The organism is Streptomyces sp. NPDC086147 (assembly GCF_040702165.1).
Taxonomy (GTDB): domain Bacteria; phylum Actinomycetota; class Actinomycetes; order Streptomycetales; family Streptomycetaceae; genus Streptomyces.
Window position 1 is genome coordinate 50,696 of sequence record NZ_JBFBJO010000002.1, and the last position, 26,094, is coordinate 76,789.

Sequence of the window (26,094 nt, forward strand, 5' to 3'; positions counted from 1 at the left end):
GGCCCGGACGGTCCACCGCCCCCCGCCGGGGAGGCAGTGCCGTCTCTCCCCATACGTGCGCAGTCCTCTACGCATCCGGACCAAAGAGGTTCCTCCCATGACCACTTCCCGCATCCGCCGCGCCGCCGTCGCCGTGGCCGCCGCGGCCGTACTGCCCTTCTCCCTGGCCGCCTGCTCGGACTCGGGCAAGAACGAGGCGGCTGGGTCCGGCGCCCCGGCCTCCAGCGCCCCCGCGCAGGAGAACACCTCGGCCCCCGCCGACTCGGACATGACCCCCGACGGCCCGTTCGGCCCGGCCTGTGCCGGTGTGCCGAAGGAGGGCGCCGGTTCCTTCGACGGCATGGCGAAGGACCCCGTCGCCACCGCCGCCTCGAACAACCCGGCCCTGTCCACCCTGGTGACCGCCGTCAAGCAGGCCGGTCTGGTCGACACCCTCAACAACGCCCAGAACATCACCGTGTTCGCGCCGACCAACGAAGCCTTCGCGAAGATCCCGAAGGCCGACCTGGACAAGGTCCTGGCCGACAAGGCGACGCTGACCAAGATCCTCACGTACCACGTGGTGGGGCAGAAGCTGACCCCGAAGCAGCTGGAGAACGGCACCTTCGAGACCCTTGAGAAGAGCACGCTGACCACGAAGGGCTCGGGCGAGGAGTACACGGTCAACGACTCCTCGAAGGTCGTCTGCGGCAACGTTCCCACGGCCAACGCGACCGTCTACATCGTCGACACCGTCCTGATGCCCAAGTAGGCGCCGGAGAACAGGCGCCACGCGCGCGGAGCCCGCGGCGGGAGCGGCCGCGGGACGGCCCGGACGGGATCGGGCCGAACGGGAACGGGCCCCACGCGCGCGTGAACACGTCCGAAGGGCACTCACAGGCGGGACCACCGGAACTTGGGCCGGTGGTCCCGCTGCCGCGTCCGGTGCCTGGTGGCGTGTCCGGTGCTTGGTGCCGGTGGTCCTTCTGCGGTGCCGGTGGTTCTGCTGCCAGGCCCGGCGCCGATGCCGGTGGTTCCGCTGCCGTGCCCGGCGCCTGATGCCGTGCCCGGTGTCGGTCCCCCGTCGTGCCCGAGGCGTGGACCCGCCACCGGCGCGGAGTGACGCCGGGACCGCCGGACTCGTTTGCCGGGCATGCCGTCCCGTCACGCCGTCCCCGGCGCCGCGATACCAGCCCACCGCCCCGCCCGCGAGGCCGCCGAGGCCGCGCTCGTCGAGCACTACCCCGCGCTCGTACGGCTCGCCTACCTCGTCCTGCCGCCCGCGCTCGGCCGCCACCGCCGCGTCCTCGCCGCCCACGCCCTCGTCCAGAACTCCCTGGCGGAGACGGCCGGCCGGCCGAAGGGCGGGGCCTCCCTGCCCGGACAGCGCTCCGGCGAGCGCCCCGCGCACGCGTGGCTGCGGGCGACCGTCGTCCGCGCCGCGCTCCGCCCGCCGCGCCGCTTCCCGCCCCCGTTCCCCTTCCCGCTGCCCCTCGTCCTCGGCCTGCGGCTCTTCCCCCGGGCCGGGGGGACCGACGAACTCGCCCTCGACCGGGCCCTGGCCGAGGCCGCCCCCGCCACCCGGGCCGCGCTCGCCCTGCGGACGCTCGAAGGCCTCCCCGCCGACGCGGCCGCCCGGCTCCTCGCCTCGGCGGACGTCGCGGACCCCGCCGCCGCCCTCCGCGCCGCCGAACGGATCGACGCCGCGTCCGGCACCGACGTCGAGACGCTCCTCCGCAGCGCCGAGTTCGACCCCTGCACCGTCCACACCCGCCCCACCGACCTCCTGCGCCGCCGCCGGCACACCCGGCTCGCCGCCCTCGCCGGTGCGCTGCTGCTCGCCACGGCGGGCGTCGCCGTCGCCGCCGGGATCCGCGCCGGGACGGAGGCGGAGCCCGCCGCCTCCCGCGCCGCCCCGGCCCCGTCGACGGACCCCGCCGCGCTCCTCCGCACGCCCGCCGACCGCTGGGCCGACACCTCGCGCGTCGACCTCACCGCCTGGCCCGCCCGCGGTGCCGGGACACGGGACACGGCCCTGCTCCGGCGGGCCCTGGAGGCGTGGGCCCGGGGCGCCGGGGGCGGCGTCCGGCCGACCGCCGCGGCGGACACGTCGGTCTCCCCGCCCGCCGAACCGCCCCGGCTCCTCTTCGCGGGCCCGGTCGACGGCGCGGACGTGGTGCTCCTGCACGACGGGCGCAGGCTCGCCCGGTACGCCGAACCCCGCGACGGACGCGGGCCCGCCGCCCTCGACCTCGCGCGGGCCGACGACGCCGACGTCACCACCGGCGCCGCCGTGGCCCTCACCCGCACCGCCGGGCGGGCCCGGTACCTCCTCGCGCCCTGGATCGCCGAGGCGGCGGTACGGGACCTCGGCGCGCCCGGCACCGCCGCCCGCCCGCTGGACGTCACCCCGGACGGAGTGACCGGTCCCGTCCCGTACGGCGTTCCGTCCGGCGCGGGGCGTGCGCCCGGCGCGTGCGCGGGCGCGACCGCGCTCCAGCTCCGTTCCTCGACCCGGATCGTCGAGGACCACGCCTTCCTCCTCGCCGACCTCGGGGAACTCCTCCCCGCGCACCTCACGTGGACGCCCCCGCCGGGCGCGGACGCCCCGGCGCGCGCGCCCCGAGAAGCGACCGGCGCACGCGGGCTCGCGGCCTGGGCGCGTTCGGCCTGCTCCCTGACGGCGCTGCACGGCACCGGGGTCCGGTCGGTCAACCGCTGGGAGTACGCCGAACAGCCCCTGCCCGAGCGGGCGGGCCGGGCCCTGTGGGTCTGCTCCCGCGCCGAGACCTGGGAGGGCAGCGGCCGGGCGGCCGTCTCCTTCGAGGCGCCGGGCGGCCCCGCGCCCCGGCCCGTGACGGAGCTCCGGGACACGGCGGCGTGCGGCCGCTTCGGCCAGCACGTCCTCGCGGGCGCGTACTGGACGGCCCCGTCGGGCACGCGGTACCTGCTCGCGGCGGGCAGCCGCCGGCTGACCGGCGTCACCGCCGGGGGAGCGGTCGCCGCCACCGCGCGCGGCCCGTTCCTGGCGGCCCGGGCCGTCGCGGAGGGACCGGTGCGCCTCACGGGCCGGCTCCCCGACGGCTCCGCCCTCCCGGGATTCGACGTGCTCCCGGGCCCGGGTCCCGCCTTCCACCAGGGTTCCACCGACCGGCAGGGACCCACCGGCCACGAGGGACCCACCGGCCGACGGGCGCCCGCCACCGTCCTCCTCGGCCGCGCCGCCCTCCCGTAGGGCCCCGGTCGCCGGCCGCGTCAGGGTTCCAGGACCTCCACGTGGTCGGCGACCGCCACCACCAGGACGCGGGCGCCGGGGCCGACGGTGCGCCAGCGGTGGCGCACCCCGCCGGACATCAGCAGCGTGTCCCCGCGCCCGAGGCGGTGGACCCGGCCCTCCGCCTCCACCTCCACCGCCCCGTCCGCGACGTACAGCAACTCGTCGTTGCGGTGCAGGAACTCGCGGTCCGCGTCGTGCTCGCCGGTGAACTCCAGGGCGTGCACCTGGTGGCGGCCCCGGACCACCGGCCGCACCCGCGCGCCGTCCCGCAGACCGCTGTCGTCCCCGGCGCGGACCACGTCCACCGTGCGGGTCTCGTCGGACGCGGCGAGCAGCCGGACGGCCGTCGTGTCGAGCGCGTCGGCGATCCGCTGGAGCGACCGCATGCTGGGGCGGGCCCGGTCGTTCTCGATCTGGCTGAGGAAGGGCGAGGAGAGCCCGCTGCGCTCCGCCACGTCGGCCAGGGTGAGGTCCAGGGACCGCCGCCGACGGCGCACGGCCGCCCCCACCCGGGGTGCGCGCCCCTCGTCGCCGCCCCGCTTCGCTCCGTCGCCGCGCGGCGTCCTCGCCTCCATCGTCGTCCCCGTCCCTCTCCGCCCGGCGGTGCCCGCCGCGATCCTCGCTGCTCCCGGCACCCTACGCGGCGGCCGTGACGGGATCCGGGCACGGTTTCGCACTCCTGACACACGCCCGTCACATGACGCCTCTAGTTTCAAAGCCAGTTGCTCCAGTCAAAGAAAGTTTGACGCCGGAGCCCCGCAGCCGACCCGCAACGCAGGAGCCCCGCCATGCCCGCGATCGACCAGAACTCCCGCCGCCGACGACCGACCGGCCTCCTCGCCCTGGACGAGACCGCCGCCTACGACGGCCACACCCTCTACGCCCCGCTCACCGGCACCGGCGAGGTGTACCTCGTCGACCTGCGCGGCGAGACCGTCCACCAGTGGAACCTGCCGTACCGCCCCGGCCGCCACGCCCGCCTGCTCGCCGACGGCACCCTCGCCTACAACGGCGTCCTGCCCGGCGAGGACGCCCTGTTCCCGATGTGGCACAAGTACCGGGGCGGCGTCATGCTCCACGCCGCCCCCGACGGCACGGTGCTCCGCGAGCACCGCGACCCCCTCCAGCACCACGACGCCCACCACCTCGACGACGGCCGCATCCTCTACACCGCCCTCGAACCCCTCCGGGGCGCCGAGGCCGAGGCCGTACGCGGCGGAGTGCCCGGCTCCGAGGCCGACGGCGGCACCGTCTGGGCCGACACCATCCGCGAGATCGGGCCCGACGGCGAACTCCTCTGGTCCTGGAGCGCCTCCGAGCACCTCGACCGCGACGCGTACCCGCTGCACGAGGCGTACGCCCGCGAGCACTGGCCCCTGATCAACAGCGTCACCCCGCTCCGCGACGGCAACGTCCTCGCCAGCCTCCGCAGCGTCTCGGCCGTCGTCGTCATCAGCCGGGAGACCGGCGAGATCCTGTGGCGCAGCGCCCCCGGCACCACCAGCCAGCAGCACGCCCCGACCGAGCTCGACGACGGCCGGTTCCTCGTCTTCGACAACGGCGTCTTCCGCCCCCACCACGACGTTCCGTACTCCCGCGTCGTCGAGCTCGACAGGGAGAGCGGCGAGGTCGCGTGGGAGTACCACGACCCGGCCCGCGAGTTCTTCTTCGCCCCGTTCATGGGCTCCGCGCAGCGCCTCCCCAACGGCAACACCCTCGTCACCGACTCCCCGTCCGGCCGGCTCTTCGAGGTGACGAAGGACGGCCACCTGTGCTGGGAGTACGTCGTCCCGCACTTCGCCGGATACCGGGAGGACGAGGTCCGCGGCCTCTTCCCGTCCGAACCCAACGCCGTCTTCCGCGCCTACCGCTACGCCGCCGCCGACATCCCGTGGCTGGGGGCCGGCTCGTGACCCCGACCACCGCCCCCGCACCGGCCGCCGCGCCCGGCACCGCCCCGGTCGACGCCCGCGTCCCGGCCCGCAGACTCCTGCCGCTCGCCGCGCAGCACGTCCTCGCGATGATCGCCGCGCCCGTCTCCACCGTCTTCCTCACCGCCGGCACCCTGGGCCTCGCACCCGGCACGACGGCCTCGCTGCTCAGCGCCGTCCTGATCCTGTGCGGGGCGGGCGCGCTGCTCCAGTCCCTGGGCGTGTGGCGGATCGGCGCCCGGCTGCCGTTCGTCATGCTGCCCGGCGGCGCCGCCACCGCACTCTTCCTCCAGATCGCCCAGGACCACGGCACGCCCACCGCCGCCGGCTCCGTCCTCCTCGCGGCGGCGCTGCTCATCGCCGTGCTCCCGCTCTACGCGCGCGTGGTCCGGCTCTTCCCGCCGCTCGTCATGGGCGTCACCGTCCTCCTCATCGGCATCGCGATGATCCGGGTCGCCGCCCGGCTCGTCACCGGACCCGACGGCGAGGGAGAACCCCGCGCCGTCCTCCTCGCGGGCCTCACCGTCGCCGCCACCGTCGGCGCGTACGTCCTGCTGCGCGGGGTCTGGCGGCAGACCGCGATCCTCACCGGCATGGCGGCCGGCGTCCTGCTCGCCGTCGTCACCGGCCTCGGCGCCTTCGCGCCCGCGCCCGGCAGCGGCTTCTCGCTGCCCGCCCTCCTCCCGTACGGCACACCGCGGTTCGACGTCCTGGCCGCCCTGCCGCTGCTCGTCTTCAGCCTCACCACCCTGGCCGAGATCACCGGCCAGACCGTGCTGAACAGCGAGACCGTCGGCCGGACCCCCGACCCCGGCAGGGACGTCCCCCGCGTCGCCCGCGCCGACGCCCTCGTCTCCCTCGTGGGCGGCCTCTTCGGCACGTCCCTGATGGTGACCAGCGCCGAGAACATCGGCATCGGCCGGCTCACCGGGGTCCGCAGCCGCTTCGTCACCGCCGCGGCCGGGGCGCTCCTGATCGGCGTCGGCCTGGCGACCCCCGTCTCCCGCGCCCTCGCCGGCATCCCGGAGGCGGTCGTCGGCGGCTCCTCGCTCGTCGTCTACGCGGTGATCGCCGTGATGGGCGTCGAGATGCTCCGCCGCGCCGACCTCTCCGGCACGGGCTCCATGGCCGCAGCCCTGGCCCTCGCCGCCGGCCTGCTGCCGCTCCTGACCCCCGGCCTGTACGACGGCTTCCCCGGCTGGGCCCGCACGGTCCTGGGCAGCGGCGTCGTCGCCGGCACGCTGACCGCCGTCCTCCTGACCGCGCTCCTCGGCCGGTCCGGCCGACGGGACACGGACCCGGGCCCGGAACCGGACGGCGCGGGGACCGGGGCCCCGGGGCCGCGCGATCCCGGGTGACGGGAGCGCGGCCGGGTGCGGACGGCGTTCGCACCTGCGGTCGCCCGGCCCGGACGGTACGCCGCCCGCGCGGGATCATCCGTCGTCGACGGCCGCCCGCTGCCGCTTGCCGAGCTCGTACATCAGCTGTTCGTTCGTCCTGACCTCGAAGCGGGTGCGCAGGGCCGCCACATAGGTCGTGTAGGTGCGCGGGCTGATCTCCAGCGTCCGGGCGATGGCCTCGCGGGTGCCGCCCTCGGAGAGCATCCGCAGGATGTCGCGCTCGATCAGCTCGCGGTCGCTGGGGCCGTCCGCCGGAGCCGGGAACCAGGGGTCCGCCGCCTCCCAGTGCAGCTCGTACTCCTCCCGCAGCCAGGCGAGCAGCGCCGGGTCCCGGACGGCGATGGCGGGTTCGTCCTTACCCTCGCCCGCCCGGCGGTCCGAGATCAGCGCCACCGTGTCGGTGATGACCATGCGGGGGAACCTGCGCGAGGAGGTCCTGCTCTCGGCGGCCCCCGTCCCGGCCGTCCTCCGGGCGTACTCGGTCTCGGGGGCCCGGGTCCGGGCGCTCGTCGGGTAGAGGCTGCGGTAGCGGACGCCTCCCCGCTCCAGGAGGGCGACGTCGCGGACGGTCGACGTCGCCAGCCGCTCCGGGTGCCTCGGCCGCGTCTGGGACGACCAGACGGCGGTGGAGGCCTCGATCGCGTTGTGGAGGAGGTGGTGGACGGCCGTCGGCCCCTCGACGATCTCGATCGCGTCGGTGTCGGGCCGGACTTCGGCCCCCGACCGGTCCAGGGCGCCCAGGACCGACGGGATCCGCCGGATGCGCCGGATGCGCCGTTCGACTTCGTCAAGTTCCCGGCGGATCAGCTCCCGTTCGACGTAGGGGAGCGGTCTCGTGCTGGGCCGGTCGGTGAGGGGCTCGGTGAAGACGACCCCGACGCTCCGCAGGTTCGCCAGTCGCGGATCGTCCGCCTCCGGTCCTTCGTCCCCGCGCCGGAGCTGCCGGTAAAGCCGCACGTCGTCCTCGGAAAGGCCGAAGCCGTCGGCCTCGTGGGCCGCTTCGCCGCGTTCGTCCACAGTGTCCCCCTGCCCATCCGCGCAATGCGCCGATGGGCATCCTCGATTCCTTGCGAGCGCCGAACCGGTAAGGAAGCCTAACTCTCCGTGAGTTGACCGGGCGCGCGGGAAGAACCCGCGGGGCAGCGCGGGAGACCCCGCTTCGCGCACGAGGAGAGACCCGGGATGCCCCTGAAGGAGCCGCGCCGTCCGGACGCGTGCGGGCGGGCGGCCGGCAGGTGGACCGCCCTGCGCGAGCAGGTGCACCTGTGGGTGGCGACGCGCCGGGCCGGACGCCTCATCAACCGCGATCTCGGCCTCGTGGGCGCCGGCGACATGGAGGCGGTGATCAGGGCGGTCGAGGAGAAGCGGGGCAAGCGGATCACCATGGTCCGGGTCCCGCTCCCGCCGGAGGTGTCCGCCTTCTGCGTCCGGGGCCACGACCGGGAGTACGTCGTCGTCGACGCGCGGGCCGGTGAGCTGACCCGCGCGCACGCCACCCTGCACGAGCTCTTCCACCTCTGGGAGGAGCACCCCGCCGAGGACGGCGGCCACGACCTGGAGATGGACGAGGCCGTGGTCCGCCTGCTCCTGCCCGGCATCAGGCCCGAGGCCGCACTGCGGATCCTGACCAGGTCCCACTACACCAAGAAGGCCGAACTGGGCGCGGAGACGTTCGCGACGCTCATGCTGCAACGGCTGCACCTCTCCGGGGCGCGCGGCGACGAACCGGTCTCGTCGGCCCTCGCGCACAGGAGCGCCGGTGTCTGAGGGGACGACCACGGCGGTCTACCTCTGCGTGGCGGCGATCAACCTGCTCATCAGCGCGGGGAAGGGCATGGCCCTCCTGCGGGAGCGGACGGCCACCCTGGCCCTGATCACCCTCAGCTTCTTCGTGTCGGTCCTGGTGTACGCCGCGGCCAGCCCGGCCGGCTACCGCGGCCTCGGCGAGCTCACCGGGCGCCCCAGCGCCGCGACCCTCCCGGTCTACGCGGGAATCGTCGTCTGCTACGCGATCACGCACGTCCTCACGGCGCTCTGGACCGTGACCTCGTCGCCCGGCGAGCGCGCCGGGGTGAACCGGTGCGCGCGGGCGTGGGCCGGAGCGTACGCGGGCGTGATCGCGGCCATGGTGGTCACCTTCCGGGCGGCCGACCTGGACGGGCGCCCGGCGGACCCCCTGCGCTTCAACACCGACTTCGCCGAGGGGCAGCCGTTCGTCCTCGCCTTCCTCGCCCTGTTCCTGGGCGCGCTGTCCTGCGCCACGCTCGGCACCGCCCGGCTGGCCCGGCGCACGGTCCCGCGAGACCCGGACCTCCGGCACGCGGTCCGGTACTTCAGCGTGTCGATGGTGATCTGCTTCGGGTACGTGGTGTGCAACGTCCCGGCCGTCCTCCTCGCGAGCCTGGGCGGTCACGCCCTCGACGAGGTGGGCGTCCTGGGATCGCTCTTCGGCACCGTCGGGGCGCTCCTCACGAGCTACGGGATGACCGGGGCCGCCGTGAGCGCGTGGCTGCGGGAACGGCGGGACGTCAAGACCCTCGAACCGCTGTGGCGGCTCGCGGTGAAGGACGTGGACGAAAGGCTCGCCCTCGACCCGCGCGGCACCGGTCTGCGCCTCACCCACGTGCGCTTCACGCTGCACCGCCGGGTGGTCGAGATCCTCGACGGGATGCGCGTGCTGCGGGCCTGGTCGTCGGCGGGCGCGGCCGGGACCGCCGAACGGCACGTGGAAGCGGGCGACCCGTCCCTCCCCGCGGCGGAGCGGCAGGCCGTCGTGACGGCGGTCGTCCTGCTCGACGCCGCCCTGCGTCTCCGCGAGGCACGGCTCCACGCGGCCCGCCCGGTCCCGCCGGACGCCCCGGCAGCTCCGCTTCCCGGGGAGGACACGGCCGCGTCCGACGAGCGGCGCCGACTCCTGCTCGTCGCAGCCCACTTGGACCACCCCCTCGCCGTCGCGGCGCTGCGGGAGCTGCGCGCCGGGGACGCCGGCCCGCGGGGGACCTCCGGTGACCGCGCGGTAATGTCCTGACCGGCCGGTGCGGAGCACGCCGTCACGGACGGCGTTCGACACCGGCCCGTACGGAACACGGCGTCGCCGACAGGGCCCGACACCGGCCGGTACGGAACACGGCGTCACCGACAGCGTTCGATCACCCGGCCGTCGGGCCGGGACGGGGGGTTCACGTGAAGCGGGCCGTCGTCATGGGCGGAAGCTACGCCGGGCTGTTCGCCGCCCGCGTGCTGAGCGACCACGCCGAGGACGTCGTGGTGGTGGAACCCGACGTCATGGGCCCCGACGGCCTCGGGCGACGGGCCCCGCAACGGCACCAGCTCCACGCCCTGCTGTCCAGGGGGCACACGCAGCTGGAGCGCTGGTTCCCCGGGATCACCGACGACCTGGTGAAGGGCGGCGCGCTCCTGGGCGAGGGCGAGGACGTGCGGTTCTACCTGGACGGGCGCCTCAAGGCCCCGGTGGCCGGGGCGCGCATGCTCGGCGCCACCCGGCCGTTCCTGGAGAACCACCTGCGCCGCCGGGTCGAAGAGCTCGCGCACGTGCGGTTCGTCCGGGCGCGGGCCACCGACCTCGTGCTCCGGAACGGCCGCGTGGCCGGAGTGACCATCGAGGCGCCCGAGAGCGGCGACCCGGCCGGTGACGGATCCGGCGACGGGCCCGGCGAGACGATCGACGCCGACTTCGCGGTCGACGCGATGGGCCGCAACAGCCCCCTGGAGGACTGGCTCGTCCGGCACGGCTGGGACGGGGCGCCCGTCGACAGCATGAGGATCGACCTCGGATACGCCACCGCCCTGTTCCACCGCGGGGACGAGCTGGGCAGTACGGTCGTCGCCCACTCCAGCCCGGGGCCCGCGAGCGGCTACCTGCCCACGGTGACGGAGCCCGGCGCCCTGGCCGCGGTGGAGGGCGACCGCTGGTCCGTCGTCCTGGCCGGCTACGCCGACCACCGCCCCGGGCCCGACCCCGAGGAGTTCCTCCGGCGGATGCGCCGCTGCGTCGACCCGATCCGGACGGTGGCGGACGCCGCCACGATGATCGGCGGGGTCAGGACGTACCGCTTCGTCGAGAGCCGCCGCCGCACGCACTCCCGCCTCGACCGGTTCCCCGGCGGACTCGTCGTCGTGGGAGACGCGCTGGCCAGCGTCAACCCGGTCTACGGCCAGGGCCTGACGCTGTCGGCCCTCGCGGCCAACGCCCTCGGCGCCCACCTCCGTTCGACTCCCTCCCCGCGGCTCCCGGCCCGGAACTACTTCCGCCTCGTCGAAGCCGTCGTGGAGGGGGCCTGGCAGCTCTCCACGGCGGCCGACCTCGCGCAGCCGCACGTCACCGGCCCGTACCCCCGGGGCCACCGCGCGCGGAAGTGGGTCGCCGACAGGCTCACCGAGGCGTCCGTGCTCGATTCCGCCGTGAACACGCGGTACATGGGAGTCGTGAACATGGAACTGCCGCCGAAGGCCCTGACCGACGTCCGGTTCCTCGCGCGCGCCGCCCGCGTGCTGATCAGCGGCTGACGGGAGGGAACCGGACATGTGGGAACGCGTCCTCGACCGCGCGGGCATCCGGGAGCCGGAGGCCCGCCGCGGATACACGGCACAGCGCCGGGCGGTGCGCCGGTTCGCACCGGCCGAGTACACGGCGGCCCGGCTGCTGCTGCCGGCGCCGCTCCAGCCCGACGTCGTCGTCCTGGTCGCCTTCATGCACGAGACCGACGACCGGATCGACCGGGGCGACCTGCCCGAGCGCGAAGGGGCGCTCCGACGGTGGCGGGCGCTCACGGAGGAGGCCCTGGCCACCGGCGCGTCCCCGCACCCGGTCCTCCGGGCCCTCGTGTGGGCGGTCGACCGGCATCCCGTACTGCGCGCCCGCGTGCGGGCGTTCCTCGACGGGGCCGCCCTGGAGGTGGCCTGGGAGCGGTTCGGCACAGAGGCCGAGGTCGAGCGGTACGTCGAGGGGTACTCGCTGCCCGCCCTGATGCTGTCCATGGGCCTCCTGGTGCCCGACGGCGAGGCCGCGTCGGCCGGGTTCGAGCGCGCCTGCCTGGCGCTCATCACGGCCATGCAACGGCTCGACTTCCTGGAGGACCTCGCGCAGGACGTCCGGGAGGGGAGGGTCGGCGTCTCGGACCAGGCCCTCGCCCGGCACGGCCTGACGGTCCGGGACCTCCACGCGGAGGCGGAGCGTACGGACCGGGTCGCGGAGCTCGTCGCCGGTCAGACCGACGTCGCCGTCGCCTTCCTGGCGGCGGCACGGCCGGTCGTCGACCTCGCGGCCGGGGCCCACCGCCCCTTCCTGCGGGCCGTCCTGGGCGTGCAGGAGCTGCGCGCGACGGCGGTGCGGAAGGCCGGGGCGTCGCTCGTGGTCCGCCCGAGCGGGCCCTCGCCGCTCGGGTGCGGCGCCGTACTGCTTCGGGAGCTGGTGCGCCGGGGCTCTCTTCCGGCCGCGGTCCGGCGCGGGCCGCGCGGCTGAGATCCGGCCGTCACGGCTGTCGCAGCAGTCCCCGGATCTTGCCCATGAGGCGGGTGCGGGAGGGCGGGGCGAGGGCGCGGACCTGGTCGGCGATCTCCCGGAGCTCCCGTTCCTCCGGGTCGGTCGCGGGTTCCGGCGGGGAGGACCGTTCCCACAGAGGCTGTTCCCGCGGGGGCTGTTCCTGAGGGGCCCGTTCGGACGGGTCCCGTACTGGTGGGCCCTGTTCCGACGGCGAGGGCGTGAGGACCGCCGCGAGGGCCTCCTGGAGCCGGCCGGCGAGCCTGATGTCCGCGACGTCGATGCCGCTGCGCATCGCGAGGTGGCTGACGCGCTCCCCGCGCAGGGTGCTCAGCGTGAGGAGGCTCGCGCAGACGGGGCGCAGCGCCCGCGCGAGGGCCCGCCGGCCGTTGGTGCTCAGGAATCCCGGGTCCACGTCGAAGAACTCCTCCAGCGAGGCCGTCACGGCCCGGCCGGCCTCCCGGCTGCCCGAGAGGAGGGCGGAGACCATGCCCCGGGACAGTCCGAGCGCGTCCGCGATGTGGATCTGCTTGTAGGGCTTCCCGTCCGGCGCGCGCCGGGTGTCGAGGAGGAAGGCCAGACGGTCCGTGAAGCCCGGGTTCAGCGCCTCGTCCGGCACCGGCTCGCCCCGCAGGAGGGCGAGGACGACCTCCTCCGGGATGCCGGTCCGGTGGGCGACCGAGTCCAGCTCCAGGTCCTCGTGGGTCATCGCCATGGAGGGGAGCAGATCGTTGATCGCCGTGATCAGCGCCGCGAGGTCGTCCGGCGGTGGTTCGACGGCGTTCATGCGGGGCGGTCTCCGGTCTCCGGTCTTCGGCGGGAGGAGGTGGTGGTGCGGAGGGGCGGTGCGAGGTTGGTGGTACGGAAGGGTGGGTGCGAGGCGGTGGTGCGGAGGGGCAGGTGCGGGCGGGTGCAGGTTAACCGTCCGTCGCCGCCCGCGTCACGGCCGCCCGCCGTCCGGGGGGCGGGCTTCGGCCAAGAAGTTCACAATTGTTGACACGGTCGGGCGGGTGCAGCAAGATCGGTGAACGTGCCGGTCCCCTGGGGGAATTCGGCGGGCCGACCGCGTACGGCGGTACGCGAGCTGGCACGCGGAACCCCCGGGGGGACGGGTACGAGGAGGGCCGCCCGCACGGGGACGCGGCGTCGCCGCTCCACGGTCGTCGCGACCGGCCGGACCACCGGCACGGAACCAACCCGAACCGCAGGGGGTGCTTCGAGGCGGGCGCGTCGCGACCGCGCCGGCCTCGGGAACGGCTCTCGGCCGCCGCCTCGGACGGCGGTGCTCCCGATCGTGGCCCGGTCCGCCCGGCTCCCCCGCCCGCCAGAGGGAGCTCTGCCATGTCTCGCGCACCGGACGCCCCCTCCGCACGTCGGCCGGCCCCCGGCACCGTCGCCGTCGTCGCGCCGCACGGCGACGACGACGGCCACCTCCGCGAGTACTCCCGTCTGGGCTGGGACTGCGTCGCCGTGGTCCTGCCGGACCACGAGCGCCCCGCCGCCCACCGCGACCACGTCCCGGACGTCCCCGGGTACTCCGCCACCGTCGCGCACAACGGGACGCGGCACACGGTGAAGAGGCTCGCGGGCAGGGGCGTCGACCTGGTGGTCGCCGGGAGCGGTTCGGGCGTGGGACTCGCCGACCGGCTCTCCCGCCTCCTCGGCCTCCCCGGGAACGACCCCTGCACGACGTTCGTCCGGACCAACCGGGCGATCCAGGCGGCCGCGCTGGGCGATTCGGGGATCGCGTCGGCCGCGTCGATGTACTCCACCGACGTGCGGGACGCCCTGCGGTGGACCGACATGGTCCGCTTACCGTCCTACGTCGTCGCGGCGGCCGACAGCTCGGTGACGGCGCGGCCCGTCGTCTGCGCCACGCCGGACGAGGTCGCCGCCGCCTGGCGCCGGGTGGGCCGGGCCGCCCTGCACCAGGCCGGGTCGGGCGAGGTGATGGTCCAGCAGCGCGTTCCCGGCCCGCAGTACCTCGTCCAGACCATCAGCGGCCCCACGCCCGGCGAGCACCTGGTGTCCGCCGTCTGGGCCGAGATCCGGACGGACGCGCGGGTGCACGACCGCTCCGAACTCCTCGACCACCGCGGGCCGCTCTTCCGGGCGCTGTCGCTCCACGCCCTGCGGGTCCTGCCCGTGCTCGGCATCGCCCACGGCGCCGCCCGGCTCCGGGTGGCGTGGTGCGAACGGCGCGGCCCGGTCCTGCTGTCGGCGCGCGCCTTCGCCCAGCCGTCCCCGGCCGACGACTACTCCCCTTCGGTCAGCCACATCGCCGCGGCGGCCCGTGCGGCGACGACCGACGGCCTGGGCAGGGCGTCGGCGAGCCGGGAACGGGCCGTGATGCGGGTCTCCCTCGCGGCTCCCGCCGACGGCTGCGTGCTCGACGCCGCCCTGCTCCGGACCATCTCGACCCTGCCCACCCTCGCCCACATCATCCGGTTCGCACGGCCCGGCAGCCTCCTGCGCAAGACCCTCGACCGGGCCTCGTCCCCCGGCGAACTCGTACTGACCGGCGCCGCTCGCGCGGTCGAGGAGGACTACCGGCTGATCCGCTCCATCGAGCGGGTCGGTCTCTACGCGGGGCGGTGCGGGTGAGGGCAGGGAGGACCGCGTGGTCCTCGGACGCCAGGAGGCCCACCCGTACCAGGCGTTCGGGCCGGGCCGCGTCCCCGTGGGGGACGACTGGCTCGCCGTCGAACACCCCGAGCGGGTCACCGAAGTGCTCCTGATCCCCGACGACCGGTCCCACCCGGGCCGCAGCTGTGAACAGGACCCCGAGGACGGCGGCGGGACGCACCCCCCGGAGTCGCCCCGCCGGGGCGAGCGGCTCTGACCCCCGTCCGGTCGCTCGTCCCGGCGGCCCCCCTCAGGACGTGCGGTCCGCGGCCAGCGCGGCCGCGAGCCCCGGGATGCCGAGCGCCTTCTCCTGCGCGGGCGTGGCCTGGTGGAGGCTGTTGCTCAGCTGATAGGGGTCCGCGTCCAGGTCGTAGTACTCGCGGAACTTGACCCGGCCCGTCCCGCCGACGTTGCCCGAGGCGTCCGTGTGGAGCTCGTAGTACTCCGTGTACTGGCGGTCCTTGGCGACGTACGAGGACCAGGTGTTCTGTCCCTCCGTGCCCGTGCCCTGCCTCCACCACTCGATCAGCAGGTGGTCGCGGGAGTACCCGCCGAGCAGCGAGCGCCCGTCGTGCGGGGTGTCCGGCGTGATCCCGGCCGCGTCGAGCACGGTCGGCGCGATGTCGATGTTCGCCACGATCCGGTTGTCGGTCGTGCCCCCGCCGAGGCCGCCACCGGGCCAGGAGAGGTAGAACGGCACCTCGTGGGCGGGCCGGTACGGCACGCCCTTGCCCCCGAGCCCGTGGTCGGCCCAGTTGAAGCCGTTGTCGCCGATGTAGATCACCAGCGTGTTGTCCAACTGGCCCAGCGCCGCCAGCTTGTCGCGGAACGCCCCCACCGCGTCGTCCACCGAGCGCAGCGTCCGCAGCTGCTTCGCCCGCGTCAGCCGGCCGTCCGCGAGCGTCTGCGTCGCCTCGCGCACGTACGCGGGCTTGTCGCTGCGGTCCGCCTCGGGCACGGACGGACGCCCGTCCCAGGCCGGCACGTCGGTGCCGGCGTACTTGGGCTCGGGGGTGTTGGGCCCGTGGGAGGCGTACGGGGTGACGTACGCGAACCAGGGCCGGTCGTCCGTACGGGACTTGTCGATGAACGCCAGCGCGCGGTTCTTCACCACGGTGGTCGTGTAGCCGGGCACGGTCTGCACGGTTCCGTCCACGTTGAACGTCCCGTCCACGTACGACGGCTTGAGCAGCGCGAACTCCTCGAAGTGCGGCGGGGCGTCGGACAGGTTCCAGGAGTTGAGGTACTTGCCGAACAGCCCCGTCCGGTATCCCGCCTGCTTCAGGTACCGCTGCAGCGTCGTGTGCTGGTCCAGCGAACGCGAGGCTCCGTTGTTCCGCACCCCGTGGTTGTGCGCGTACCGCCCGGAGAACACCGACGAGCGCGACGGCGCGCACAGCGGCGTGGTGGCGTGCCCGTTGGTGAACCGCACCCCCTGCCCCGCCAGCCAGGCGACGGTCTTCGGCGTCGCCCACTCGGTCTGCTTGGGCTGGTCGTCGGTGACGATCAGCAGCACGTTGGGCCGCGCGGCGGCGGCCCGGGCGGGTGCGGCGGCGAGCACGGGAACGGTGGCGCCGGCGGCGACGGCCGCGGCGCCGGCCAGCACCCCCCGACGACTGGGACCGGACGTGTTGGTCGTGGGCATGACAATATCCTCTCGGCTGTGTACGGAGCGGCGAAGGCAGCGGACAGGACGCTACGGCCGCGCCCGCTCGCGATCCATGCACGCGAAACCAAGAGTTCGTTGCCGCGTTGTTGCCGCAGTGCTTCGCTCCGTGCCGCCGGGGCCGGCGCCGGACGTGATCCCGGCGACACCCACCCGCGGACGCGTACAGCGCCACGTCCCGCTGCCGGACTCGGGGCGACCCACCCGATGATCACGCGCCACGCGGCCCGGCCCCGAGAAGGTGGGCATGCCCCCGTCCGAACCGCCCATACGCCAGGAACGCCCCCCGCGAGCCGGACGGCGGCGCGCACGCGCCGTCCTGGGAACCGCGCTCGCGTTGTTCCTCTCCCTCACCGGCATCACGCTGAGGGCGACCCCCGCGCAGGCGAACGACCACTACTCCAGCATCACCGAGGCGTCCGCCGCGAACGTGGACTGGATGTCCCGCGTCCCGGACGGCACCAGCCTCTCCTGGCTCTCCGTGCCCGGCACCCACGACAGCCTCGCGCTCTGCGGCGAGCGCGACCCGAAGACGGGGAAGTGCGGGGGCGTCGCCACCAGCATCGCGCAGACCCAGGAGAACCACGGCTTCAGCGCGAAGACCCTCACCACCCAGTACCGCGCCGGCATCCGCGCCCTCGACATCCGGGTCCGGCTCGACAAGGGCGACGAGGGCCTGAAGTTCACCGTCCACCACGGCTCCGCCCACCAGTACGCGAACTTCACCGACGTCCTGAACGTCACCCGCGACTTCCTGCGCGCCGAGCCCGGTGAAACCGTTCTCCTGCACCTGAAGGCCGAATGCGACGGCGGTACCTTCGGCTGCGAGGACGCCGACGGCTACCGCACCGACGCCTGGCGCACGTCCGGCGCCTACGCGAAGGACGCGGCCGCCTTCGACAGCGACCACTTCGCCGTGTGGGGACGCCAGGTCGCCCAGGACAAGAACCTGATCAGGGAACAGGTGGCGCGGTACCGGCCCGACCTGCTCCTCGTCGGCCTGGGCTTCAACGACATGGGCTGGTTCGTCAGCGACGGTCCCGGCACCCTCGCCGGCATGAAGACGTTCGTCGACGAGGCCAGGGCCGCCAAGCCGGACGTCGAGTTCGCCCTGGCCAACGTCCCGCAGCGGGAGAGGATCGGCGGCCGCGACGACCTGATCACCAAGACCGACACCTACAACCGGCTGCTCGCCGACGCCGTGCCCGACTGGGACACCGCCGCCTCCCCGGTGAAGCTCGTCGACTGGCGCGGCGCCTACGACTGCGCCCCCGCCTCGTGCCCCGCCGCCTACGACGGCCTGCACCCCGACGCCCGGGGCGAGTTCCAGATCGCCGGAGCCTTTGCCGACACCCTCCACGAGGAGTTCGGCCTCGGCACGTCCGCCCTCACCGTCCCCGCCGGCGTCCCGGCCCGCCCCGGCGGCACACCGGCCGGAGTGAAGGCCGCCTCCGCCGACACCGGCATCGTCGTCACCTGGAACCCCGTCTTCGGCGCGTTCGGGTACGAGGTCCGCTCCCGCCCGGCCGGGACCACCGCCTGGAGCACGACCCGGGTCACCGCCAACCGCTCCGACTCCACCTGGGTGGTCGACGGCCAGCGGATGGAGTACCAGGTGCGCGCCGACACCGGCGGGTCCGGCGGGACCTGGTCGGGCACCGTGTCGGCCACCGCCCGCCCGAAGACCGCGGCCGGACCCGTCGGCATCGTCACCCGCCCCACCGCCACCGGCATCGACCTCGCCTGGGGGACCCCCACCGGCCCCCACACCGACACCATCGACCGGTACGGGGTCATCGCCTACGACCGGGACACCCCGGGCGCGTTCATCGAGACCGTCGGCACGCGCGGCAAGTCGCTGCGCTTCGACGGCCTCAAGCCCGGCCACCGCTACACCCTGGCCGTACAGACCTGGAACGGGGCCGGCGGAGGCATGCCCGCGCTCGGCCGGCCCGTCGTCGTCGGCGCCGGCACCCCGCCCGCCCCGACGGGCCTGAAGGTGACGTCCACCGACGCCACGACCGTCCGGCTGGACTGGACCGGCTCCGCCGCCGCGGCGGGCTACCGGGTCTGGGTCCGCAACGTCACCGGCGGCGGCCCGTCCACCGCCGACGAGTACGTCGTCGAGGAGACGAGCCACGGGATCGCGTTCCTGTTCCCCGGAGTGTGGAACTTCGAGTTCTGCGTGACCGCCGTCAACGGCGCGCTGGAGTCGGGGAAGTCCTCCTGCGTCGTCGCCCCGCGGCCCGCGGGCAGCTGACCCCCTGCCGCCGGGCCGGGGTCCGCCGCGACCCCGGCCCGGCGGTCCGGGCACTCCTCGCACGCAGTCCCGAGCGGACCCGGCGCCCGGTCGGCGAGCGGACCGGTCACGGCGGCGACGTGGGCACGGGCGGCGGTGCGAGCCCGAAGTGGATCCATGCGGCGGGCGTCGCGACCCGCCCCCGGGGCGTCCGGGCCAGCAGCCCCTCCCGGACCAGGAACGGCTCGGCGACCTCCTCCACCGTGTTCCGTTCCTCCCCCACGGCGACCGCGAGGGTGGTCAGGCCCACCGGTCCGCCGCCGAACAGCTTCAGCAGGGCGCGCAGCACGGCCCGGTCCAAGCGGTCCAGGCCACGGCCGTCGACCTCGTAGAGCCCCAGGGCCGCGGCCGCGATCTCACGCGTGACCACGCCGTCCGCGGTGACCTGGGCGTAGTCCCGCACCCGGCGCAGCAGCCGGTTGGCGATGCGGGGGGTGCCGCGGGAGCGACCGGCGATCTCGGCGGCGCCCGCGGGCTCGATCTCCACTTCAAGGAGCCGGGCGGAGCGGTGGACGACGCGCTCCAGTTCGGCCGGGTCGTAGAACTCCATGTGGGCGGTGAAGCCGAAGCGGTCGCGCAGCGGCGGGACCAGCAGGCCGGCCCGGACGGTGGCGCCGACGAGGGTGAACGGCGGCAGTTCGAGGGGCATGGAGGCCGCTTCGTGGCCGGTGCCGACGGCGATGTCGACGCGGAAGTCCTCCATCGCCAGGTAGAGCATCTCCTCGGCGGGCCGGGACATGCGGTGGATCTCGTCGAGGAAGAGGACCTCGCCCCCGGTGAGCGAGGCCAGGACCGCCGCCAGGGCCCCGGGGTGCTGGATGGCGGGGCCGGAGGTGAGGCGCAGCGGGGCGTCCATCTCCGCGGCGATGATCATCGCCAGGGTGGTCTTGCCGAGCCCCGGGGCACCGGAGAACAGCACGTGTTCGGCGGTGGCGCTCCGCTGCCGCGCGGCCCGGAGGAGGAGGTCGAGCTGCTCGCGGACCCGTTCCTGGCCGATGAACCCGTCCAGGGCCTTGGGGCGCAACGCCGCCTCGGTGGCCCGGTCCTCGCCGTCGTCGGGGGCCGCGACCAGCTGCTGGACCGGCTCTGCCGCAGCGGGCCGGCTGGCGGCGGTCCCGCCCGGGGCCGGCGTCCCGTCCCGGAGCGCGGTGCCGCCGGGGAGCAGGGCGTCGCCCCGGGACACCGGCAGGCCGGTCTTCACGGCCCGGCCGGGGTGCCGTCGAGGAGGACACGGGGGACCGGAGCGCTCGGGGCCGACGAGACAGGCCCGGTGGAGCGCCGACCGGCCGCGGCCGGGTCGAACGGCACGGTGCCGGGCGGGGCCGCTCGGTTCGCCGTATCCGCCCGGGGCTCCGCCGCCGGGCCCTCCGGCTTCGCCACGATGTCCAGTTTCTCCCTGATCCTCTCCTCGATCTCGTCGGCCGGGCCGGGGTGGTCCTTCAGGAAGGCGCGGGCGTTCTCCTTGCCCTGGCCGAGCCGGTCGCCCTCGTACGTGTACCAGGCACCGGCCTTGCGCACGAAGCCGTGCTCCACGCCCATGTCGATCAGCTCGCCCTCGCGGCTGATGCCCCGGCCGTAGAGGATGTCGAACTCCGCCTGCCTGAACGGCGGTGCGACCTTGTTCTTGGCCACCTTGACGCGGGTGCGGTTGCCGACCGCGTCCGTGCCGTCCTTGAGGGTCTCGATGCGGCGGATGTCGAGGCGCACCGAGGCGTAGAACTTGAGGGCGCGGCCACCGGTCGTGGTCTCCGGCGAGCCGAACATCACGCCGATCTTCTCGCGGAGCTGGTTGATGAAGACCATCGTGGTTCCGGAGTGGCCCAGCGCGCCGGCGATCTTCCGGAGGGCCTGGCTCATCAGCCGGGCCTGGAGGCCCACGTGCGAGTCGCCCATCTCGCCCTCGATCTCCGCGCGCGGGACGAGCGCGGCGACGGAGTCGATGACGATGAGGCCCAGGGCGCCGGAGTGGATGAGGGTGTCGGCGATCTGCAGGGCCTGTTCGCCGTTGTCCGGCTGGCAGACCAGCAGGGCATCGGTGTCGACGCCGAGCCGCCTGGCGTACTCGAGGTCGAAGCCGTACTCGGCGTCGATGAACGCCGCGGTCATGCCCGCCTTCTGCGCGTTGGCCATGGCGTGCAGGGCCAGGGTCGTCTTGCCGGAGGACTCCGGGCCGTAGATCTCCACCACGCGGCCGCGCGGCAGTCCGCCGACGCCGAGCGCGAGATCCAGGGCGATCGAGCCGGTGGGGACGACCTCGGTCGGGACCCCCGGCTCATCACCCAGGCGCATCACCGAACCCGCGCCGAACCGTTTTTCGATCTGGGCGAGGGCGAGTTCGAGCGCTTCCTCGCGGTCCTGTTCCTTCATGGGGTCCGCCTCGGGTGGGTGCGGTGTGCGGTCGCGGCCGGCGCACGGGCGCGTCGGCTCGTCAGAAGGGGTCCGCCTCCTCTCGGGGAGCGTGCCGTCCGGCCTCGGCGGGGACCGGCCGCTCGCCGTCGGGCCGGGGGAACGGGTCCCCGTCGGGAGAACGGGGGCCGCTGCGGGAACCGGCGGGGACGCCGGTGTGCGGGGGCCTGGTGACCGTCGCGGCGGCGAACCGCAGCGACGGGCCGATCTCGTCGGCCTCCAGCTCGACGACGGTGCGCCTCTCGCCCTCCCGGGTCTCGTACGTCCGCTGGCGCAGTCGCCCCTGGACGATGACGCGGGTGCCGCGGGTCAGGGACTCGGCGGCGTGTTCCGCCTCCTGCCGCCAGACCGAGCAGCGCAGGAACAGGGTCTCGGCGTCCCGCCATTCGTTGCTCTGCCGGTCGAAGGTGCGGGGCGTGGACGCGACGGTGAAGTGTGCGACCGCGTCGCCGGACGGGGTGAGGCGCAGCTCGGGGTCGTCGGTCAGGTTGCCGACGACGGTGATGACGGTTTCACCGGCCATGGCGGTTCTCCTCTCGTGCGACGGGTGATGCCTCACCCGTGCCTGTTCGAGTGCGGCGGGCGGCCTCGTACCGGTGGTGGCCGGTGCCCGGAGGGGAGGCCGCCCCCGGCCCGGGCTCGGCGAGCCCGGCCGCGAGGAGCCGTGCCTGGTGGGCAGGGGCCCTTTTCAGCGGGATCCCGAGCCGGGGGACGGTGCAGGGACGGCCCGCGGCGGCCCCGCACCAGGGACAGGGCACGCGGAGGGAGCGGACGCGGGGGTCGTGCTTCGAGCCGGTGGGGCGGGCGGGCGGACCGCCCGGGGCCGCGGGTGTGCGCCGGACCCGCCGTCCCGAGGCGATCGCGGTCACCAGTTCGAGGAGTTCCGCACGGTAACGGCGAGGATCGTCGGGGTCGCTGTCCGGGAGGGGCAGCGGGTTGCGGGCGAGCCGCTCCTCCCGAATCGCGCGCACTTCGGCGCGGATGTCGGAAGCGGCGATACGGGACTGCCGCATGCCCAGCCGGGACACGGCCGCCCGCACGTCGGCGACGTCCAGGTCGGCGAGCAGCAGGTGCCAGGCGTCCGTCGTGGTGTCCTCCAGGTGCATCGACGGGCACATCGCCGCCACCAGGGCGACGAGTTGGGCCGTCTCGGCCGGCAGCATCCGTTCTTCCCTTTCGTGGGGGGACGCGCCGGCCGACGCCGGTGCGCCGCTTCCCGCGGTGTCCACCGGCCGCCGGTACACGTACAGGACGGCCCCGCAGGCGCACCGCAGCCGCTCGCCCTCCTCGAACGTCCAGCGGCCGCAGTCGAGGTGACCGGCTCGGGAGACCAGGAACCACACCGTGCCGAGCGCGTCCCGGCCGGGGTGGGCGACGACGGCGGTCATGGCTCCTCGCCACCTTCGAGGGGGAGCAGACGGCGCAGGTCGAGCGTGCCGGTGTGGAGGGCGCGGGAGATCCGTTCCCGTCCGCCGGGCAGGGGGCGCAGGCTGAACGACCGCGGTTCGGAGGCCGACAGCACGCCAAGGCCCGGGACCGCTTCGCCGGTGGACGGGTCGACGACCGGATCGAGGCAGGGCAGCCGTGCGAGGAACTGCCGCTGCCAGCTGAAGCGCACCCGGACCAGCGTCTCCACCTCGCCGGGGTGGTTGTCGGCCACCCAGGCGGTGAAGGCCTCCTCGTCGGCGACCACGACCGCCGGCCTGGGGTCGACGAGGGTGAGCGTGGCGACCGGTGTGTCGTCCGGCAGGGTCACCCGGACCGACTTCAGGTTCAGCTCGGCGCGGGCCGTGCGCAGTCCGTCGAGGACCTCGTGGCGCTCGGTCCGGTACTCGGCGTCGACGGCGTCGAGCAGCACCCGGAGCACGGCGACCCGGGTGGCGTGCTCCTTGAGGTTCATGCGGTCCCGCCCTTCCGCCCGGCCCCGGCCTCGATGTCCTCGGCGACCCTGTTCCTCGCCGCCGCGGTGCCGTGGCGCACTATCAGCTGGCCGAGCGTGCGGGTCTCCCCGGTGTCGTCCAGGACGGCGGCGCCGAGCAGGTTGTGCCGGCGGACCTCCTCGTACAGGGCGCGCAGCTCCTCGTGGTCGGCGCCCGGCGCGGTGGCCGCCGTGACGTAGTCGGAGACGGAGACGGCGGGCTTGCCGGACTCGAGCCAGCCGAGGACGGCCTCGGCGAACTCCGGGCCCGGCTTGTGGAGCACCGTCCCGGACAGCGGCTTCGCCCGGGACTTGGAGATCACCAGGGTGTTCTCGTGGTCGAGATCGCCGACGATGTCGAATTCGTACTCGATGCCCTCCCGTTGCTCGGGCTTGAGCCCGATCTTGCGCGGCACCTTGCGGCCGCGCTCGTCGGCCTCCACGACGTACTCGGTCTTGGTGCGCATGGTGACGACGAGGTGGCCGGGATAGGCGAGCAGGGCGTCGATCATCGCCCGCTCCTGGGGGCGGGCCTCCTTCCAGCCGGCGAAGCTGCCGCCCGCCCCGAGGCGCTTGGCCGCGTTGTCGACCTGCTCCAGCATTCCGCCGGTGCCGGACCAGAAGTGACTCAGGGAATCGACGATCATGACGTCGTAGCCCTCGTGGGCGGCCACCGCGAGCGCTTCGACGAGGGTGGTGGGCTGGAACGTCGTGAGCGGGAGGGTGTCGAAGGCGAACTCGTCGGCGTACTTGGCGGCGCTGCCGTGCTCGGTGTCGATCAGGGCGACCCGCTCGCCGAGCCCGGCGGCGATGACCAGGGCGGTGTAGGTCTTGCCCGACCCGGTGGGGCCGGCGAGCGCGATGCGTGCCTTGGCCTGTTCCTTGGTGGCGGTGGTGAAGGTGAGGTTCACGCCGTACTCCTGGCGTCCGCGACGGCGGTTCCGGACGGGCCCGGCGGACAGGGGAACGCGATCCTCGTCCGGCAGGACGTGCGTCCGCGCGGCCGTCGCTCTTATCGAATGTGTATTCGAATTACTGCCTGCGTCCACGGTAGACGCACGGGAGGGAAGGATCCACCCTTTTCGGCAAGAAAAATGCGGAAAGCAGTGAAATGTCGGCAAAGAGGCGTACAATACCTCCCCGCATCTGTGTGGATGCCGGACGTCTCCGGCGTCGGCGGCCGGGCGTGGGGGTTGCCCGCACGCGCGGCATCGTCCAAGCGCTCGCCGGGGCCGGCCCCGAGCGGAGAAGGCTCACCCGTCCCCGGCGGTCACCCTGCGTTACTATGCTCACTTCGAGCCGGAGGCCGGCAGTAAGGGGCGCGGTGCCGTCGGCGGACCGCTCGGGGAGTGGGGGAGGGCGGCGTGCCGGTCGCAGCTCCCCGGATTCTCCCCGGCGTCGCCGACGCGGTTCTCCCCGTCGCACCCTCACGAAGATGTCCGTGGATTGCAAGGATGAAGAGATGGGTGGACTGGGAAAGTGTTGGAAGAGGTCGTAGCGACCCGCTATGTCACACCCCTGCGTGAGGGCGGCTCGCTCCCCGGGATCGTCGAGGCCGACGACCTCGGCACGTACGTCATGAAGTTGTCCACCTGGTGGCGCTGACCTGCATCGATGCGGCTGTGCCCGCCCCTGACCTGCGCGGATGGATCTTTCAGCGTCTTTCGGGATCGTGCTGCGTTACGCGGTCGATCCTCCCCACGCGCTCCCCAGGCCCGTCGATACTCCCCAGATTCTCCCCAAGGAGTGCCGTTGCGGCGGGCTGTGGTGGCACGGCGAGGTCGACCCGTCGGAGGCGCCGGCAAGTGCATGCTGAGTCACCGTCTGTAGGGCAGTGCCGAAGCATGACACCGGGTGGGAGAGCGCAAGGCGTTAGCCGGGGTGCGCCCGCCCGAGCCGCAGGCTTGGCGTCGACGCTTTTCCGATGACCCGCCATGTTGAGTGCGTGGAGATCCTCGAGCCCTCCGAGAAGGGCCGCTGCCCCATCCGCTTCTGGTAGTGACGCAGGGTGAGTTCCGGTGTGGTGTCAGGGGCCGTGGGGGCTCCAGTGCCCGAGAAAGGGCGCCCCCGGCGACAGGGCGGAGCGGTCAACGCCGAATTGGCACAAGGGTCCCCGAGCGGTCGGGACCTCCGTGTGCCGGGTGCCGCCTCGTACGGCCCCGGCCATGGGTGGTGGACTGGTGGGCTGCCGGACCCGGGCTTGACCACGGTGACGGTTCGGGAGTGCGGCGAGTGAATCGGGCTGGATTTCCTCGATCGTCTCGCCGCCCGCGCTGCGGCGCAGGACGGTGTGGAGCATGTCGTCCGTGATGACCGGCGGCCGGCCACCGTGTGTGAGGCACAGCCGATCCGTTCGCGCTATTCGTTGCAGCAGCTTCTAGCTGACGCCGAACTCCGCAGCGGTTTCAGTGCGGCCGCGGCAAGCCTGCGGGCGGTGACGTGCGGTTCGGTGGCGGGCAGGATGAGATGGCTGATGGTCATGCGGACGACGATGTCGGCTGTCATCTCAAGAGTCTCCGTGTGCTGCTCCGGGTAGCGTGTGCCCAACCATTCCCGCACCAGGTGCTGGCCCGCGTCGAAGATCGGGTCCGCTCGGGCGGTGAGGTAGGGGAGCAGGCTGTCGGAGCCGTGGCGGGCGGCTGCGATGACAGCCCGTATGAGGGGCTGGGTGTGAGCTTCCTCGAGTACATACCGGATGGCGGCTTCGAGGCAGGCCTGGGAGTCGGGCTGGCCGGGATGGAGCGTGTCGGCCACCCCGGCGAGGAACTGCCGGGTCTCACGGACCACCAGTGCGCGTCCCAGACCGGCTCGATTGCCGAACTCCTTGTAGACGGAGGGGCGGGAGACCTGAGCTCGTGCTGCGACGGCCGCAAGGCTGACCTGGTCCCATCCGGCTTCGCAGGTCAGGTCGCGAGCGGCATCGAGGACGCTTATCCTCATCTGCTTGCGCCAGGCGATCCGTGGGGAGTCGGGTGGTTCTTCACCTGCGAGGGTGTTCTTCGTGCGTCGCTGTTCGGTTTCCATGGCACATGTCTGTTCGCGAGTTGAGCCGCCGGATCACGAGGAACTGCGTGAGCGCCCGGCCGGATGAGC

At 74.2% G+C, this 26,094-nt stretch carries 23 protein-coding genes; 12 read left to right on the forward strand and 11 right to left on the reverse strand.

Annotated elements, in window-relative coordinates; translation table 11 throughout:
• Window positions 1–97: 97 nt before the first annotated feature.
• Together AB0398_RS05095 and AB0398_RS05100 are read left to right on the forward strand one after the other, a co-directional pair.
• Window positions 98–751: a fasciclin domain-containing protein gene (locus tag AB0398_RS05095; RefSeq protein WP_366372406.1), complete on the forward strand. Its 654-nt coding sequence runs from the start codon at window positions 98–100 to the stop codon at window positions 749–751.
• 381 nt (window positions 752–1,132) lie between these two features.
• Window positions 1,133–3,214, forward strand: coding sequence for a hypothetical protein (locus tag AB0398_RS05100; RefSeq protein WP_366372407.1), 2,082 nt, complete (start codon window positions 1,133–1,135; stop codon window positions 3,212–3,214).
• Between the two features lie 20 nt (window positions 3,215–3,234).
• Here AB0398_RS05100 and AB0398_RS05105 read toward each other — a convergent pair whose 3' ends face one another.
• Window positions 3,235–3,831, reverse strand: coding sequence for an XRE family transcriptional regulator (locus AB0398_RS05105; RefSeq protein ID WP_366372408.1), 597 nt, complete (start codon window positions 3,829–3,831; stop codon window positions 3,235–3,237).
• A gap of 213 nt (window positions 3,832–4,044) precedes the next feature.
• On the opposite strand from AB0398_RS05105, the gene AB0398_RS05110 reads away from it, so the two are divergent.
• Both AB0398_RS05110 and AB0398_RS05115 read left to right on the forward strand, forming a co-directional pair.
• Window positions 4,045–5,169, forward strand: coding sequence for an arylsulfotransferase family protein (locus tag AB0398_RS05110; protein WP_366372409.1), 1,125 nt, complete (start codon window positions 4,045–4,047; stop codon window positions 5,167–5,169).
• The gene (locus AB0398_RS05115; protein WP_366372410.1) at window positions 5,166–6,545 is read left to right on the forward strand and encodes a solute carrier family 23 protein; all 1,380 of its coding nucleotides are present in this window, start codon (window positions 5,166–5,168) and stop codon (window positions 6,543–6,545) included. Before AB0398_RS05110 ends, AB0398_RS05115 begins: the two co-directional genes overlap by 4 nt.
• Before the next feature lie 75 nt (window positions 6,546–6,620).
• Here AB0398_RS05115 and AB0398_RS05120 read toward each other — a convergent pair whose 3' ends face one another.
• Window positions 6,621–7,604, reverse strand: coding sequence for a LuxR C-terminal-related transcriptional regulator (locus tag AB0398_RS05120; protein WP_366372411.1), 984 nt, complete (start codon window positions 7,602–7,604; stop codon window positions 6,621–6,623).
• A 165-nt stretch (window positions 7,605–7,769) separates the two neighbouring features.
• Here AB0398_RS05120 and AB0398_RS05125 point away from each other — a divergent pair, with 165 nt between their 5' ends.
• The 4 genes from AB0398_RS05125 (at window position 7,770) to AB0398_RS05140 (ending at window position 12,069) form a co-directional block, all read left to right on the forward strand.
• Window positions 7,770–8,354: a hypothetical protein gene (locus AB0398_RS05125; protein ID WP_366372412.1), complete on the forward strand. Its 585-nt coding sequence runs from the start codon at window positions 7,770–7,772 to the stop codon at window positions 8,352–8,354.
• A complete protein-coding gene (locus AB0398_RS05130; RefSeq protein WP_366372413.1) occupies window positions 8,347–9,615 on the forward strand; it encodes an MAB_1171c family putative transporter in 1,269 nt (422 codons plus the stop codon). Before AB0398_RS05125 ends, AB0398_RS05130 begins: the two co-directional genes overlap by 8 nt.
• 155 nt (window positions 9,616–9,770) lie before the next feature.
• The gene (locus tag AB0398_RS05135) at window positions 9,771–11,114 is read left to right on the forward strand and encodes a hypothetical protein (RefSeq protein WP_366372414.1); all 1,344 of its coding nucleotides are present in this window, start codon (window positions 9,771–9,773) and stop codon (window positions 11,112–11,114) included.
• Window positions 11,115–11,130: 16 nt separating this feature from the next.
• Window positions 11,131–12,069, forward strand: a complete 939-nt coding sequence (locus AB0398_RS05140; protein WP_366372415.1) for a squalene/phytoene synthase family protein — start codon at window positions 11,131–11,133, stop codon at window positions 12,067–12,069.
• A 10-nt stretch (window positions 12,070–12,079) separates the two neighbouring features.
• On the opposite strand, the gene AB0398_RS05145 is transcribed toward AB0398_RS05140, so the two are convergent.
• Window positions 12,080–12,874: a hypothetical protein gene (locus AB0398_RS05145; protein ID WP_366372416.1), complete on the reverse strand. Its 795-nt coding sequence runs from the start codon at window positions 12,872–12,874 to the stop codon at window positions 12,080–12,082.
• Window positions 12,875–13,428: 554 nt separating this feature from the next.
• Between AB0398_RS05145 and AB0398_RS05150 the strand changes: the two genes are divergently transcribed.
• Window positions 13,429–14,691 carry a hypothetical protein gene (locus AB0398_RS05150; protein WP_366372417.1) on the forward strand — a complete coding sequence of 421 codons (1,263 nt, stop codon included), beginning with the start codon at window positions 13,429–13,431 and terminating at the stop codon, window positions 14,689–14,691.
• A gap of 16 nt (window positions 14,692–14,707) precedes the next feature.
• Window positions 14,708–14,929 (forward strand): hypothetical protein, encoded by a 222-nt coding sequence (locus tag AB0398_RS05155; protein WP_366372418.1) that lies wholly within the window; start codon window positions 14,708–14,710, stop codon window positions 14,927–14,929.
• Between the two features lie 33 nt (window positions 14,930–14,962).
• Here AB0398_RS05155 and AB0398_RS05160 read toward each other — a convergent pair whose 3' ends face one another.
• A complete protein-coding gene (locus AB0398_RS05160) occupies window positions 14,963–16,357 on the reverse strand; it encodes a sulfatase (protein ID WP_366372419.1) in 1,395 nt (464 codons plus the stop codon).
• A gap of 268 nt (window positions 16,358–16,625) precedes the next feature.
• Here AB0398_RS05160 and AB0398_RS05165 point away from each other — a divergent pair, with 268 nt between their 5' ends.
• Window positions 16,626–18,638 (forward strand): phosphatidylinositol-specific phospholipase C domain-containing protein, encoded by a 2,013-nt coding sequence (locus AB0398_RS05165; protein ID WP_366372420.1) that lies wholly within the window; start codon window positions 16,626–16,628, stop codon window positions 18,636–18,638.
• A gap of 106 nt (window positions 18,639–18,744) precedes the next feature.
• Here AB0398_RS05165 and ruvB read toward each other — a convergent pair whose 3' ends face one another.
• From ruvB to AB0398_RS05195, 6 genes are all read right to left on the reverse strand, one after another.
• On the reverse strand, window positions 18,745–19,749 hold the full coding sequence (ruvB, locus tag AB0398_RS05170; RefSeq protein ID WP_366373000.1) for a Holliday junction branch migration DNA helicase RuvB: 1,005 nt from the start codon (window positions 19,747–19,749) through the stop codon (window positions 18,745–18,747).
• Between the two features lie 125 nt (window positions 19,750–19,874).
• Window positions 19,875–21,044 carry a recombinase RecA gene (gene recA, locus AB0398_RS05175; protein WP_366372421.1) on the reverse strand — a complete coding sequence of 390 codons (1,170 nt, stop codon included), beginning with the start codon at window positions 21,042–21,044 and terminating at the stop codon, window positions 19,875–19,877.
• Between the two features lie 61 nt (window positions 21,045–21,105).
• Window positions 21,106–21,606 (reverse strand): single-stranded DNA-binding protein, encoded by a 501-nt coding sequence (locus AB0398_RS05180; RefSeq protein WP_366372422.1) that lies wholly within the window; start codon window positions 21,604–21,606, stop codon window positions 21,106–21,108.
• Window positions 21,596–22,471, reverse strand: a complete 876-nt coding sequence (locus AB0398_RS05185) for a hypothetical protein (protein WP_366372423.1) — start codon at window positions 22,469–22,471, stop codon at window positions 21,596–21,598. The genes AB0398_RS05180 and AB0398_RS05185 overlap by 11 nt, the downstream gene beginning before the upstream one ends.
• Window positions 22,468–22,983, reverse strand: coding sequence for a hypothetical protein (locus AB0398_RS05190; protein WP_366372424.1), 516 nt, complete (start codon window positions 22,981–22,983; stop codon window positions 22,468–22,470). The genes AB0398_RS05185 and AB0398_RS05190 overlap by 4 nt, the downstream gene beginning before the upstream one ends.
• On the reverse strand, window positions 22,980–23,912 hold the full coding sequence (locus AB0398_RS05195) for an ATP-binding protein (protein WP_366372425.1): 933 nt from the start codon (window positions 23,910–23,912) through the stop codon (window positions 22,980–22,982). The genes AB0398_RS05190 and AB0398_RS05195 overlap by 4 nt, the downstream gene beginning before the upstream one ends.
• Window positions 23,913–24,483: 571 nt before the next feature.
• Here AB0398_RS05195 and AB0398_RS05200 point away from each other — a divergent pair.
• A complete protein-coding gene (locus tag AB0398_RS05200) occupies window positions 24,484–24,606 on the forward strand; it encodes a hypothetical protein (protein WP_263973268.1) in 123 nt (40 codons plus the stop codon).
• A 753-nt stretch (window positions 24,607–25,359) separates the two neighbouring features.
• On the opposite strand, the gene AB0398_RS05205 is transcribed toward AB0398_RS05200, so the two are convergent.
• Complete coding sequence (locus AB0398_RS05205) at window positions 25,360–26,025, reverse strand: TetR family transcriptional regulator (protein ID WP_366372426.1); 666 nt, start codon at window positions 26,023–26,025, stop codon at window positions 25,360–25,362.
• Window positions 26,026–26,094: the final 69 nt, after the last annotated feature.

Excerpts from the sequence above, each read along its gene's own strand:
- recA (WP_366372421.1), bottom strand. The coding sequence starts at position 21,044 with ATGAAGGAACAGGACCGCGAGGAAGCGCTCGAACTCGCCCTCGCCCAG.
- AB0398_RS05190 (WP_366372424.1), bottom strand. The coding sequence starts at position 22,983 with ATGAACCTCAAGGAGCACGCCACCCGGGTCGCCGTGCTCCGGGTGCTG.
- AB0398_RS05110 (WP_366372409.1), top strand. The coding sequence starts at position 4,045 with ATGCCCGCGATCGACCAGAACTCCCGCCGCCGACGACCGACCGGCCTC.
- AB0398_RS05105 (WP_366372408.1), bottom strand. The coding sequence starts at position 3,831 with ATGGAGGCGAGGACGCCGCGCGGCGACGGAGCGAAGCGGGGCGGCGAC.
- AB0398_RS05205 (WP_366372426.1), bottom strand. The coding sequence starts at position 26,025 with ATGGAAACCGAACAGCGACGCACGAAGAACACCCTCGCAGGTGAAGAA.
- AB0398_RS05100 (WP_366372407.1), top strand. The coding sequence starts at position 1,133 with ATGCCGTCCCGTCACGCCGTCCCCGGCGCCGCGATACCAGCCCACCGC.
- AB0398_RS05125 (WP_366372412.1), top strand. The coding sequence starts at position 7,770 with ATGCCCCTGAAGGAGCCGCGCCGTCCGGACGCGTGCGGGCGGGCGGCC.
- AB0398_RS05185 (WP_366372423.1), bottom strand. The coding sequence starts at position 22,471 with ATGACCGCCGTCGTCGCCCACCCCGGCCGGGACGCGCTCGGCACGGTG.
- AB0398_RS05145 (WP_366372416.1), bottom strand. The coding sequence starts at position 12,874 with ATGAACGCCGTCGAACCACCGCCGGACGACCTCGCGGCGCTGATCACG.
- AB0398_RS05095 (WP_366372406.1), top strand. The coding sequence starts at position 98 with ATGACCACTTCCCGCATCCGCCGCGCCGCCGTCGCCGTGGCCGCCGCG.
- AB0398_RS05180 (WP_366372422.1), bottom strand. The coding sequence starts at position 21,606 with ATGGCCGGTGAAACCGTCATCACCGTCGTCGGCAACCTGACCGACGAC.
- AB0398_RS05150 (WP_366372417.1), top strand. The coding sequence starts at position 13,429 with ATGTCTCGCGCACCGGACGCCCCCTCCGCACGTCGGCCGGCCCCCGGC.
- AB0398_RS05165 (WP_366372420.1), top strand. The coding sequence starts at position 16,626 with ATGCCCCCGTCCGAACCGCCCATACGCCAGGAACGCCCCCCGCGAGCC.
- AB0398_RS05160 (WP_366372419.1), bottom strand. The coding sequence starts at position 16,357 with ATGCCCACGACCAACACGTCCGGTCCCAGTCGTCGGGGGGTGCTGGCC.
- AB0398_RS05140 (WP_366372415.1), top strand. The coding sequence starts at position 11,131 with ATGTGGGAACGCGTCCTCGACCGCGCGGGCATCCGGGAGCCGGAGGCC.